The organism is Rahnella sp. AA (assembly GCF_002834385.1).
Classification (GTDB): Bacteria; Pseudomonadota; Gammaproteobacteria; order Enterobacterales; family Enterobacteriaceae; genus Rahnella.
Map to the genome: position 1 here is coordinate 469,371 of NZ_PITQ01000001.1, position 12,611 is coordinate 481,981.

A 12,611-nucleotide genomic window follows, 5' to 3' on the forward strand; every position below is an offset into this window, starting at 1 on the left:
TCAATCATTAAAGATCGACACTCCTCACATCGTCAGGGCAATTTATAGGCGAAATTGAAGTTGAATAATTTGAACTTGCTCACATATAATCAATCATGATTGAATATAATCATATCCAGCAAGATTAACCTGACCTGAATTTTTCACGGAGCCAAGATGGCCGAAACAGCAGCACCCGCAGACTCTCATCACACAGCCGGATTGCTGGTGATTGCCGACGATTTTACCGGCGCGAATGACACCGGCGTAGCGTTGGTGGCGCAGGGTATGGCGGTTTGCGTGCAGCTTGATGTCACTGATAGCGCGGCAGAAGCCCGCGCCGGTCGCGCTCTGATTTACAGCACGGACAGCCGGGCCATGAGCGCAACTGATGCCGCGCAGAAAGTTACGCAGGCAGTGCAGGCAGGATTACCCGTTCCCGGTGGGAAAGGTTGGGTATTCAAAAAGATCGACTCCACGCTGCGTGGGAATCTGGGGGCAGAAACCGAAGCCGCGCTGATGGCGCTTGACTGCCCGCTGGCGATTATCGCGCCCGCCGTGCCGCAACTCGGGCGTGTGATAAAAGACGGGCTTTGCTACGTGAATGACCGTTTGCTGACAGAAACTGAATTCGCCACAGACCCGAAAACGCCGGTCAGCACCGCCAGTGTCGGCGGGCGTCTGGCGGAGCAAACGGCGCTGCGCCAGCATCATGTCAGCCTTGAGGTGCTGCGCTCCGCTGATTTTCAGGCACAGCTTTTTGCACTGGCGGCCTCCGGTGTGCGCATTGTCGTGGCCGACTGCCAGACCCCGGAAGATTTAAATCTGATTATCCGGGCCGCAGAAAGTTTGCCATTCAGACCGCTGCTGGTCGGCGCTTCCGGCCTGAGCCACGCGCTGGCGCAGCATTGCCTGGCGCCACAAATTTTGCCCCGGCAAACGGCTACACGCACAACCGCGCCGTTACTGGCGGTTGTCGGCTCAATGAGTGAAATCGCTGCGCAGCAGATTGCTTTTGTACAACAACGCCGCCCCGTTTCGCTGGTTGATATTGACGTACTTCGGCTCTTTTCTGCGGATTCAGGCGAACTACTGGCGGCGCTTTCTGCTGAAATCCGCCATGCCGTCGGGGAGGGCAAACATTGTTTTATCCGTACCCGACAGAGTGAAGAGCAGCGGCATTCCGTTGCCCTGTTTTGCCAGCAAAAAAACATCAGCCGCCTGCAAATGGGTGAGCGCATTGCCGCCTTTCTCGGACAACTGATTCAGCACGTTTTACAACAACCGGAGACAAAACCGGGCGGCCTTTATCTGTCCGGCGGAGATATTGCGCTGGCCGTCGCCCGGGCGCTGGGTGCGAAAGAATTTGAAATCAAAGGACAGATCGCAGGCTGTGTTCCCTGGGGATTTTTGCCCGACAGCCCGTTTCACCGGTTGCCGGTCATGACCAAAGCGGGCGGGTTCGGTACTGAAAATACGCTACTTGAAGTTTTACGCTTTATTGAGGAGAAGTTGAGTGACTAAAATTATCGCAGTAACCATGGGTGATCCTGCCGGTATCGGCCCTGAAATTATCATTAAAGCGTTAGCTGAAGGTGAGCTTTCCGGCACACCGGCGGTGGTGGTCGGGTGTGCGGCGACTTTCCGCCGGATCCTGGCGCTCGGCGTCACGCCAGCCGCTGAACTGCGCATTATCGATGAAGTTTCACAGGCGCATTTCGCGCCGGGTGTGATCAACGTGATCGACGAGCCGCTGGCGGATCCGCAAGCGCTGGTACCCGGGAAAGTGCAGAAAGAAGCGGGAGATCTGGCGTATCGCTGTGTGAAACGCGCCACCGAACTGGCGATGGCCGGGCACGTTCATGCCATCGCCACTGCGCCTCTGAATAAAGAAGCCCTGTATTCTGCCGGGCATATTTATCCGGGCCATACCGAGTTGCTGGCAAAACTGACCCACAGCCGCGACTACGCGATGGTGCTTTACACCGATAAACTGAAAGTCATTCATGTCAGTACGCACATCGCCCTGCGTAAGTTCCTTGATACGCTGAATCACGAGCGCGTGGAAACCGTGATTCAGATGGCAGACACGTTCCTCCGTCGCGTGGGTTATGAAAACCCGCGCATCGCGGTGGCGGGTGTGAATCCGCATGCCGGTGAAAACGGACTGTTCGGCGATGAGGAAATTAAAATTGTCGGGCCGTCGGTTGAAAAAATGAAAGCCAAGGGCATTAATGTCACCGGACCTTGCCCGCCGGATACCGTGTTCCTGCAAACCTACGAAGGGATGTATGACATGGTGGTGGCGATGTATCACGATCAGGGGCATATTCCGCTGAAACTGATGGGGTTCTATGACGGCGTGAACATTACGGCGGGCCTGCCATTTATCCGGACGTCGGCAGACCATGGCACCGCATTTGATATTGCGTGGACAGGAAAAGCCAAGTCTGAGAGCATGGCAATCTCCATACAGTTAGCCGTACAGTTGGCGTAATCTTACGCCAGCGGCGCAAGGAAAAAGGAATCACGTTGACCGGACAAAGCCGTCTCGATCAGATTATGGATTATCTGAAAAGCCATAATCTGGTCACCGTCGAACAGCTGGTTGCCGCCATTGCGGCATCACCCGCGACCATCCGCCGCGACCTGATAAAACTGGACGAGCAGGGCGTCATCAGCCGCAGCCACGGCGGCGTGACGCTCAACCGTTTCATCCCCAGCCAGCCGACGACCAATGAAAAGCTTCAGCGCAGCCTGCAGGAAAAACAGGCTATCGCCGAAGTTGCCGCTGCCATGGTAAAACCGGGCGATGCCGTTGTTCTCGATGCGGGTACCACAATGCTCGAACTGGCACGCAATCTGACCCATTTGCCTTTGCGGGTGATCACCGCCGATTTGCGTATCGCACTGTTTTTGTCGGAATTTAAACAAATCGAAGTGACCATTATTGGCGGGCGTATCGACGACAGCAGCCAGTCGTGCGTGGGCGAACATGGCCGCCGGTTGCTGCGCAGCGTCTATCCGGATATCGCGTTTATCAGTTGTAACTCGTGGAGCCTGGACAAAGGCATCACCACGCCGACAGAAGAAAAAGCCGGGCTCAAGCAGGATCTTGCCGCTAACGCGCGCCGCCGGGTGTTGCTGGCTGACAGCAGTAAATATGGTGCGTACTCGCTGTTTTGCGTCATGCCGCTGACCGGGATGACTGACATCATTACCGATAAAGGTCTGAACGTCGAAATCCGGCAATCGCTCGACGATCAGCCGTTTACGCTGACGCTGGCCTGAAACCCGCCGCGGATTCGCGATAAAACAAAAAAAGGCCGGACATCCCGCGATGCACGGCCTTTTCTTTTATGCGACGATCAGACGGCAGGGAGGTTCCGGCCGTAGTAGATTTCCTGCATTTCTTTGTACAGCAGATCGGTGATTTCCTTGCGCTCCTGCGCGCTCAGTTCTTCCGGATTTGCATTGAACAGGTAATGCTTCAGATCGAATTCTTTCAGCAACATCTTGGTATGGAAGATATTTTCCTGATACACATTCACGTCCATCATCTTGTACAGCCCTTTCATGTCCTGCGACATAAAGTTCTGAATCGAATTGATGGAATGGTCGATGTAGTGCTTCACGCCATTAACGTCACGGGTAAAACCGCGAACGCGGTAATCGATGGTGACGATGTCCGATTCCAGCTGGTGGATTAAGTAGTTCAGCGCTTTCAGCGGTGAAATCACGCCACAGGTGGAGACTTCGATGTCGGCGCGGAACGTACACAGCCCGCCTTCTGGATGGCTTTCCGGATAGGTATGCACGCAGATGTGGCTTTTATCGAGATGCACCACCACGGAGTTAGGCAGCGGGCCCGGATGTTCGGTGGTATCGACATCACTGGGGTCAATCGGCTCTTCGCTCACCAGAATCGTGACGCTGGCACCCTGTGGTTCGTAATCCTGCCGCGCAACGTTAAGAATGTTTGCACCAATAATCGAACAGGTTTTGGTGAGGATCTCGGTCAAGCGGTTGGCGTTATATTCTTTGTCAATGTAGGCAATGTAGCCGTCACGATCGGCTGCGCTTTTGGCGTAGCAGATATCGTAGATACAAAAACTCAGGCTTTTGGTCAGGTTATTGAAGCCATGCAGTTTTAGTTTTTGCAATTTAGTTCACCCCCTTACGGATGCGTATCAGCGCGCAGCTGACAGGGCATTCAGTAAATACTGCGGCAAGGCAAAGCTGCCGTGATGAATCGCCGGATTGTAATAACGACAGGTAATGCCTGCGGCATCGAAGCGTGCCTGCAATGTCTGGCTGTCGATCTGGCGGTAAGCCGGGTTATTGGTCGCCCAGGCGAAGGTCATGATGCCGCCGTAATAGGTCGGGATCGCGGCCTGATAGAAACTGACATCACTGAAATAGTGGCTCAGTTTGGTGTGGCTGTTAACCGCTTCATCCTGCTGAAGGAAGCAGACGCCGTTTTGCGCCACGAAAATGCCGCCCGGATTCAGGCAACGTGCACAACCTTCGTAGAAGGCCGAGGTGAACAGGCTTTCTCCCGGACCGATCGGATCGGTGCAGTCGGAGATGATCACATCAAACGTTTCGGTGGTCTGATTCACGAAATTTACGCCGTCTTCAATCACCAGATTGAAACGGCCATCGTCGTAAGCACCGGCATTATGGTTGGGCAGATACTGGCGGCAAAATTCCACCACGCCGGCATCAATCTCCACCATCGTGACCGATTCCACGCCTTTATGACGGCAGACTTCGCGCAGCATTCCGCCGTCGCCGCCGCCGATGATCAGCACTTTTTTGGCATCGCCGTGCGCCAGTAGCGGGACGTGCGTCAGCATCTCGTGATAAATGAATTCATCACGTTCGGTGGTTTGCACCACGCCGTCGAGCGCCATCACGCGGCCCAGCGCCGCATTCTCAAAAATCACCAGATCCTGGTGTTCGGTTTTCTCACGGTACAACTCTTTTTCGACGCTGAAGTACTGGCCAAAATGGGCGTGCAGCGTCTCATACCATATTTCTTTGGGTGACGAGTTCCGGGACATGTCGTTGTTTCTCCTGAGCATTCGCAGCCATAAAAATGGGCGCACATGATAGCTAACTCTGCCTGCGCATGCACGGTTGAATTTCAAACAGATGAGTTTAGGTTAAGTGTAGCTGAGTCAGGTGTGGTGCGGATTACAGCGGGGAGGGGATAAGCTCCGGCATTATTTCGACGGAGCGATAACATGAAGATTTAGTTGGTATACGCCAGCAAACTCAGGGAATCACGCGCCAGAGACTTGCATTTGGTCGGTTTGGGAATAGCAATGCCGCTCAGATCACGGTAGCTGTCTTCGCCCATCGCCTGCATATTAAAACTATTGTAGTTAGCCAGATCCCAGCGGTTTTGCTGCGCAAAAAACACGATCGCCCGTTTGATTTGCGTATTCGGCAGTTGTTCATAACCACAATTATTTTTCAGATAGACGAAAACCGCGGTCAGATCCGCCAGATCTTCCGCTTCGGATTCGCTCAGCGCCTGACTGGCCGAAGAAAAACCGAGAAGTGACAGTAACAGCAAACACAGTGTTGTTCTTTTCATGGACGTGTTCTTGTTCTTTTAGATAGAAAGTTAAATGACTTGGCTCAAAGAATTAAAATGACGTTACCATATTTACATTGAGGGGCACCAAATTTCTTTTCCCGCGCTGGTGGCTTGACCTTCCCCTAAGGAGAGGGTTTAGGCTGTCCTGCTATTATGGCATACCCGCGCCATTTGTCTGATTATTACCCACCATAAGGACTGAGAATGAACCGTCGCGATTTCGTGAAGTGGACGACCCTGATGGGCGCGGCCACCACGCTCCCTGGCTGGAGCTGTTTTGTCCTCGCCGCCGAACGTCCTGCATTGCCTATTCCTGCTCTGCTGGAACCGGATGCGCGTAACGCCATTTCTCTGACGCTGCAGCGCGGGCAGAGCCAGCTTCTGCCCGGCGTGAATACCGAAACCTGGGGTGTGAACGGTAATCTGCTCGGCCCCGCGCTGCGCATCCGTCGCGGCAAACCGGTGAATGTCACCATCAATAACCGACTGAGCGTGGCCAGTACGGTTCACTGGCATGGTTTGGAAATTCCGGGTGATGTCGATGGCGGCCCGCAGGGCGTGATTGAGCCGGGTCAGGATCGTAAGGTCAGTTTTCAGCTCGATCAGCCCGCATCAACCTGCTGGTTTCACCCGCATCCCCATCAGACCAGCGGCTATCAGGTGGCGATGGGGCTGGCCGGATTAGTCCTCATTGAAGACGAAGACAGCGACGCATTACAGATCCCCAAACGCTGGGGCGTGGATGATATTCCGGTGATTTTGCAGGATAAACGTCTGAACGATGCCGGGCAGATTGATTACCAGATGGATGTGATGACCGCCGCCGTCGGCTGGTTCGGCCAGCATATGCTGACTAACGGCGCAGTGTATCCGCAGCACGGTATTTCGCGCGGCTGGGTGCGTTTTCGTCTGCTCAACGGCTGCAATGCGCGCTCGCTGCACATCGCCACCAGCGATCAGCGGCCAATGTACGTGATTGCGAGCGACGGCGGTTTTCTCCCTGAGCCGGTGAAAGTCAGCGATTTGCCGTTGCTGATGGGCGAACGATTTGAAGTGCTGATTGATTGCAGCGACGGTAAAGCGTTTGATCTGGTCACATTGCCGGTGAAACAAATGGGCATGACGCTGGCACCGTTCGACAAACCGTTGCCGGTGTTGCGTATCCAGCCGACGCTGACGCAAAGCGGCGGTGCGCTGCCCGATTCCCTGATCAAACTGCCGGCGCTGGTGTCTGTCGATAATCTGCCTGCGCGCTGGTTGCAACTGATGATGGATCCGCAGCTGGATCAGCAGGGCATGGCCGCGCTGATGAAACGCTACGGGCACAACGCGATGGCCGGAATGAGCATGGATCACGGCGGCGGTGATATGGATATGTCGGCGATGCCGGGGATGTCCGGTTCAGGCCATGACGGCCACGGCGGTATGGCCGGAATGGATATGGGCAAAGCCGCCGGAAGTTACGATTTCATGCAGGGCAATAAAATCAACGGTAAAGCCTACGACATGAACGTTCCGGCGTTCGATGTGAAACAGGGGCAATACGAGAAATGGACGATCTCAGGCGAAGGCGACATGATGCTGCATCCGTTCCATATCCACGGCACGCAGTTCCGTATTCTTTCTGAAAACGGCCAGCCGGTCGCGCCGCACCGTCAGGGCTGGAAAGATATCGTCCGCGTCGAAGGTGCCCGCAGTGAATTGCTGGTCCGCTTCAATCATCTGGCTGACAAACAACACGCGTATATGGCGCACTGCCACCTGCTCGAACACGAAGATACCGGCATGATGCTCGGGTTTACGGTGTCGGCGTAAGCGGCGTCCCTGATTTTCTTTCTGTAATTTCTTAAAAATCAGTGGCCCGGAGAGTCTGCTCCGGGCCATTTTTTTCTCCTGCCATTCCCGCGCTTTTCACTCTTCTGCTAACACTTGCTTATCAATATTTCACTTTGAAAGATAAATCTTTCAAAGTGTGATCAATATGGAATTATTATAAATTCATAATGATTATGTTTTCAGCGTGGAGTGACAAAACATGAAAGCTTAAATCCCACGTATCCCTACAGGAGAACAAAATGATTGAAGTGATTACACACGGTGCCGAGTGGTTTATCGGCCTGTTTCAAAAAGGGGGAGAGGTTTTTGTCGGGATGGTCACCGGCATTTTACCGCTCTTAATCAGTTTACTGGTGGTCATGAATGCGCTGATCGTTTTTGTGGGTCAGCGCAGGATCGAACGTCTGGCGCAGCGCTGTGCCGGAAACCCGGTTTCACGTTATCTGTTGTTGCCGGTCATCGGTACATTTGTTTTTTGCAACCCGATGACGCTGAGCCTCGGGCGCTTCATGCCTGAAATCTACAAGCCGAGTTACTACGCGGCGGGTTCATACAGCTGCCATTCCATGAACGGATTATTCCCACACATTAACCCGGGCGAACTGTTCGTTTATCTCGGCGTGGCCAGCGGGCTGACCACCCTGGGATTACCGCTCGGGCCACTGGCGGTCAGCTATTTCCTGGTCGGCATGGTGACCAACTTCTTCCGGGGCTGGGTGACCGATCTCACCACGCGCATCTTCGAAAAGAAGATGGGTATTCAGCTTGATCGTCAGGTTCAACTTTAAACGCGGAGCAGAAAATGAGCGTTACCATTCGAATTAACCGGGGTGAAGGTGGCTGGGGCGGTCCGTTACTGATTGAGGCCGTACCAGGCAAAAAAATTGTGTATATCACGGCGGGCACGCGCCCGGCGATCGTCGACAAACTGGCGGAGCTGACGGGCTGGGAAACCGTTGATGGTTTTAAAGAAGGTGAGCCACCGGCGGAAGAAATCGGCGTGGCGGTGATCGACTGCGGCGGAACGCTGCGCTGCGGTATTTATCCAAAACGTCGGATCCCGACCGTGAACATCCATTCGACCGGCAAATCCGGCCCGCTGGCGCAGTTTATTACGGAAGACATTTATGTCTCCGGTGTGCGGGAGCACGACATTGTTTTCGACACCGCTGAACGCGCTCCAGCGGATGCGAAACCCGCGCCAGTAGCGGCGGGACGCGACTATGACACCACCAAAAAAATCACCGAGCAAAGCGACGGACTGCTGGCAAAAGTCGGGATGGGCATGGGGTCGGGCGTCGCGGTGCTGTTCCAGGCGGGGCGCGATACCATTGATACCGTGCTCAAAACTATCCTGCCGTTTATGGCCTTCGTGGCGGCGCTGATCGGCATCATTATGGCGTCCGGTCTTGGCGATTTGGTGGCCCATGGTCTGACGCCGCTGGCGAAAAGCCCGGTCGGGCTGGTGATGCTGGCGCTGATTTGTTCCTTCCCGCTGTTGTCTCCTTTCCTCGGCCCCGGCGCGGTGATCGCGCAGGTGATCGGCGTGCTGGTGGGTGTTCAGATCGGGTTGGGTAACATTCCTCCGCATCTGGCTTTACCGGCGCTCTTTGCGATTAACGCGCAGGCGGCTTGCGACTTCATTCCGGTCGGGCTTTCACTGGCAGAAGCCAAGCAGGACACCGTTCGCGTCGGTGTGCCGTCCGTGCTGGTCAGCCGTTTCCTCACCGGTGCCCCGACGGTGCTTATCGCCTGGGCCGCGTCCGCTTTCATCTATCAGTAAGGAGCCACCATGCAAACTATCTATCAAACCACGATTACACATATCGGTGACTTTGCCCGCGAGGCGTTATCCGAGCAGATGCTGATTACCTTCCGCGAAGGCGCACCGGCCGATATTCAGGATTATTGCTTTATTCATCAGCACGGCCAGACCGAAGGCGAACTGCATCGCGGAGCCTGCATGGAACTGGCGGATGTGCGTTATCCGGTGACCGCCGTGGGCGAGGTGGCGATGCAAAACCTGCGCGAACTCGGGCATATCACGCTGCGTTTTGACGGCAGTGCGGAAGCGGAATATCCCGGCTGCGTTCATGTAAAAGGCGTGACGCCTGAAGACATTCCGCTGGGCAGCATATTGAAATTTATCGATTAACACTAAAGTCAGGAGTCAGTTATGGAACAGGTTGCAGTCGTGATCGGCGGTGGTCAGACGCTGGGCGCATTTCTCTGTCAGGGGTTGGCTGAATCCGGATATCGGGTTGCGGTGGCAGATCTGAATGAAAAGAATGCCGCAGAAGTTGCGGCGCAGATTAATCAGCAGTTTGGAGACAAAAGGGCATTTGGATTTGTGGTCGATGCCACGAATGAAAGCAGTGTTGAAGAGCTGGCGAAGGCGGTGGATCAGATGTTTGGCGGCGTCAGTTTGCTGGTCTATAGCGCGGGAATGGCGAAGGCCTCGCCAATTACCGACTTTGCCCTCAATGATTTTGATCTCTCACTTCAGGTGAACCTGGTCGGGTATTTCCTTTGTGCCCGCGAGTTTTCACGTCTGATGATCCGCGACCGCATTCCGGGGCGCATCATCCAGATCAACTCCAAATCGGGCAAAGTGGGCAGCAAACACAACGCCGGTTACAGCGCGGCGAAATTCGGCGGCGTGGGGCTGACGCAATCTCTGGCGCTGGATCTGGCGGAATACGGTATTACCGTCCATTCGCTGATGTTAGGGAACCTGCTGAAATCGCCGATGTTCCAGTCATTATTGCCGCAATACGCAAAGAAACTCGGTATTCAGGCCGACGAAGTAGAACAGTATTACATTGATAAAGTGCCGCTCAAACGCGGTTGTGACTATCAGGATGTGCTGGATATGCTGTTGTTTTACGCCAGTGATAAAGCGTCCTACTGTACCGGCCAGTCAATCAATATTACCGGCGGGCAGGTCATGTTCTGATGCCATCCGCCCTTGTCTGAGACCGGGGCGGATTTTTTAAGGAGAAAACGATGACCCCGACTTCAGCACTGATTGTTTGCGCCATTCTGGCCTGGGCGGCTCAGATTGTTTTGGGCTGGTGGCAGTTACAACGTTTCAACCGCGCGTTTGATGAGTTGTGTTTACGCGGTTCGGTGGGTGTCGGGCGTTCGGGGGGCCGCTTCAAACCACGCGTGGTGCTGGCGCTGGCTTTCGACAAAGAAGAAAAAGTCTGTGCCGGTTTTATTCTGCGCGGGCTGACCATTTTTGCCCGTCCTCAGTCTTTTACAAGCCTCAACGGAATGAAACGGGAACAATTGATGACAGGTGTGATCTTCCCGAAAGATCCGAATATTCAAACTGCACTATCATTAGCGATTGAACCGAAATCATGATATTTTCACTTTAAAAGCTATTATCTTTCAAAAAGAATGATGGCGAGTGAATTTATCTGAAAATTTGAGCGGAAATCGTGATGAAACCTAAGCAACGGCAGGCGGCGATACTGGAGCATTTGCAGCAATTTGGTAAGACGGCGGTGGAAGATCTGGCAGCGCATTTTGCCACGACCGGCACCACCATCCGCAAAGATCTCACGCTGCTGGAAGAGGAAGGTGCCGTGATCCGCACCTACGGCGGCGTGGTTCTGAGCCGCGAAGAAGGCGACCAGCCTATCGACCGTAAAACACACATTAATACCGGTAAAAAGCTGCGCATTGCCCGCGCCGCGATTAGCGAAATTCAGGACGGCGATTCACTGATTTTCGACGCAGGCAGTACGGTCATGCAGATGGTGCCTTTCCTCAGTCAGTTCAATAACATCACGGTTATGACCAACAGCCTGCATATCGTCAATGCACTGGTCGAGCTGGATAACGATCAAACCATTCTGATGCCGGGCGGCACCTACCGTAAAAAATCCTCTTCTTTCCATGGCAGCCTGGCGGAAAGCGCTTTTGATCAATTCAACTTCGACAAACTGTTTATCGGCGCCGATGGTGTTGATCTGAACGGAGGTGTCACGACGTTCAACGAAGTTCACGGCGTCAGCCAGGCGATGTGCAACGCCGCCGAACGTATTTTCCTGCTGGTGGATTCCTCAAAATTCGGCCGTAAAAGCCCGAATGTGGTCTGCAATTTGGGTAAGGTCGATACGTTGATCACGGACAGCGGATTAACGACTCCTTATCGTGAGGCCATCGAAAAACTGGGGATCCGCATTATTTTAGTCGGGGAAGACGATGAATGATTCATTACTGAACTACGCACGCGAAACATTGGAAATTGAGATTGAAGAAGCGAAACGTTTACTGACGCGGCTTGATGATAATTTCCTTTGCGCGTGCCGCTTATTGCTGAACTGTACCGGCAAAGCGGTGGTTTCTGGCATGGGGAAATCCGGCCATATCGGTAAGAAAATCGCGGCATCGCTGGCCAGCACCGGGACGCCTGCGTTCTTTGTCCATCCCGCTGAAGCCTTGCACGGCGATCTGGGGATGATTGGCAGCAATGATGTGCTGATTTTCATCTCTTATTCCGGTCGTGCAAAAGAGCTGGATACGATTTTGCCACTGCTGAAAGAAAATCAAATACGCCTGATTGCCATCACTGGCGGGAAAGATTCCCCGCTGGCGCTGGCGGCAGATTGTGTACTCGACATCAGCGTTGAACGCGAGGCCTGTCCGATGGGGCTCGCACCGACGTCCAGCGCGGTGAATACGCTGATGATGGGTGATGCACTGGCGATGGCTCTCATGCGCCACCGTGGTTTTGGCGCTGAAGATTTCGCGCGGTCACATCCGGGTGGGAGTCTGGGCGCTAGATTGCTCAACCGCGTCCATCATCTGATGCGCACCGGCGACCGATTGCCGGTTGTCGACAGCCAGAAAAACGTCATGGATGCCATGCTGGAACTGAGCCGCACCGGTCTGGGGCTGATTGCAGTGTGCGATGCCAGTCTGCATGTCGTGGGCGTTTTCACCGACGGTGATTTGCGCCGCTGGCTGGTGAAAGGAAATAGCCTGAATGATCCGCTGGTGAGCGCGATGAGCCGTCCGGGATATCAGCTTCCTGCCCAATGGCGGGCGGGTGAAGCGTTGGAAGCCTTGCACGAACAGCACATCAGTGCCGCACCGGTTGTCGACAGCGAGGGCATTTTGGTGGGCGCCATCAACCTGCATGACCTGCACCAGGCGGGTATTGGCTGACACCGGC

14 protein-coding genes are annotated in these 12,611 nt (G+C 54.3%); 11 read left to right on the forward strand and 3 right to left on the reverse strand.

The window, feature by feature from the left end:
- Nucleotides 1-156: 156 nt before the first annotated feature.
- From CWS43_RS02070 to CWS43_RS02080, 3 genes are read left to right on the forward strand one after another with little or no spacing between them, the layout of a single operon-like run.
- A complete protein-coding gene (locus CWS43_RS02070) occupies nucleotides 157-1,503 on the forward strand; it encodes a four-carbon acid sugar kinase family protein (RefSeq protein ID WP_101075201.1) in 1,347 nt (448 codons plus the stop codon).
- Nucleotides 1,496-2,476 (forward strand): D-threonate 4-phosphate dehydrogenase, encoded by a 981-nt coding sequence (locus CWS43_RS02075; protein WP_101075202.1) that lies wholly within the window; start codon nucleotides 1,496-1,498, stop codon nucleotides 2,474-2,476. The genes CWS43_RS02070 and CWS43_RS02075 overlap by 8 nt, the downstream gene beginning before the upstream one ends.
- Nucleotides 2,477-2,511: 35 nt before the next feature.
- Nucleotides 2,512-3,270: a DeoR/GlpR family DNA-binding transcription regulator gene (locus CWS43_RS02080; RefSeq protein WP_101075203.1), complete on the forward strand. Its 759-nt coding sequence runs from the start codon at nucleotides 2,512-2,514 to the stop codon at nucleotides 3,268-3,270.
- A 77-nt stretch (nucleotides 3,271-3,347) separates the two neighbouring features.
- On the opposite strand, the gene speD is transcribed toward CWS43_RS02080, so the two are convergent.
- From speD to CWS43_RS02095, 3 genes are all read right to left on the reverse strand, one after another.
- Nucleotides 3,348-4,142 carry an adenosylmethionine decarboxylase gene (speD, locus tag CWS43_RS02085; RefSeq protein WP_101075204.1) on the reverse strand — a complete coding sequence of 265 codons (795 nt, stop codon included), beginning with the start codon at nucleotides 4,140-4,142 and terminating at the stop codon, nucleotides 3,348-3,350.
- A gap of 27 nt (nucleotides 4,143-4,169) precedes the next feature.
- Entirely contained in the window at nucleotides 4,170-5,045 is an 876-nt protein-coding gene (speE, locus tag CWS43_RS02090) for a polyamine aminopropyltransferase (RefSeq protein WP_101075205.1), read from the reverse strand.
- Nucleotides 5,046-5,236: 191 nt separating this feature from the next.
- On the reverse strand, nucleotides 5,237-5,584 hold the full coding sequence (locus tag CWS43_RS02095; RefSeq protein WP_101075206.1) for a YacC family pilotin-like protein: 348 nt from the start codon (nucleotides 5,582-5,584) through the stop codon (nucleotides 5,237-5,239).
- A gap of 207 nt (nucleotides 5,585-5,791) precedes the next feature.
- On the opposite strand from CWS43_RS02095, the gene cueO reads away from it, so the two are divergent.
- The 8 genes from cueO to gutQ all read left to right on the forward strand — a co-directional run bounded on the left by cueO (nucleotide 5,792) and on the right by gutQ (nucleotide 12,604).
- Nucleotides 5,792-7,402: a multicopper oxidase CueO gene (gene cueO, locus CWS43_RS02100; RefSeq protein WP_101075207.1), complete on the forward strand. Its 1,611-nt coding sequence runs from the start codon at nucleotides 5,792-5,794 to the stop codon at nucleotides 7,400-7,402.
- Between the two features lie 260 nt (nucleotides 7,403-7,662).
- Nucleotides 7,663-8,211, forward strand: coding sequence for a PTS glucitol/sorbitol transporter subunit IIC (locus CWS43_RS02105; RefSeq protein WP_101075208.1), 549 nt, complete (start codon nucleotides 7,663-7,665; stop codon nucleotides 8,209-8,211).
- Nucleotides 8,212-8,225: 14 nt separating this feature from the next.
- Complete coding sequence (locus CWS43_RS02110) at nucleotides 8,226-9,206, forward strand: PTS glucitol/sorbitol transporter subunit IIB (protein ID WP_101075209.1); 981 nt, start codon at nucleotides 8,226-8,228, stop codon at nucleotides 9,204-9,206.
- Between the two features lie 9 nt (nucleotides 9,207-9,215).
- Complete coding sequence (gene srlB / locus CWS43_RS02115; protein ID WP_101075210.1) at nucleotides 9,216-9,578, forward strand: PTS glucitol/sorbitol transporter subunit IIA; 363 nt, start codon at nucleotides 9,216-9,218, stop codon at nucleotides 9,576-9,578.
- A gap of 21 nt (nucleotides 9,579-9,599) precedes the next feature.
- Nucleotides 9,600-10,379, forward strand: coding sequence for a sorbitol-6-phosphate dehydrogenase (gene srlD / locus CWS43_RS02120; RefSeq protein WP_101075211.1), 780 nt, complete (start codon nucleotides 9,600-9,602; stop codon nucleotides 10,377-10,379).
- Nucleotides 10,380-10,429: 50 nt separating this feature from the next.
- Complete coding sequence (gene gutM, locus CWS43_RS02125) at nucleotides 10,430-10,792, forward strand: transcriptional regulator GutM (protein ID WP_101075212.1); 363 nt, start codon at nucleotides 10,430-10,432, stop codon at nucleotides 10,790-10,792.
- Nucleotides 10,793-10,872: 80 nt separating this feature from the next.
- Complete coding sequence (locus CWS43_RS02130; RefSeq protein WP_101075213.1) at nucleotides 10,873-11,646, forward strand: DNA-binding transcriptional repressor; 774 nt, start codon at nucleotides 10,873-10,875, stop codon at nucleotides 11,644-11,646.
- Complete coding sequence (gene gutQ / locus CWS43_RS02135; RefSeq protein ID WP_101075214.1) at nucleotides 11,639-12,604, forward strand: arabinose-5-phosphate isomerase GutQ; 966 nt, start codon at nucleotides 11,639-11,641, stop codon at nucleotides 12,602-12,604. The genes CWS43_RS02130 and gutQ overlap by 8 nt, the downstream gene beginning before the upstream one ends.
- Nucleotides 12,605-12,611 lie beyond the last annotated feature (7 nt).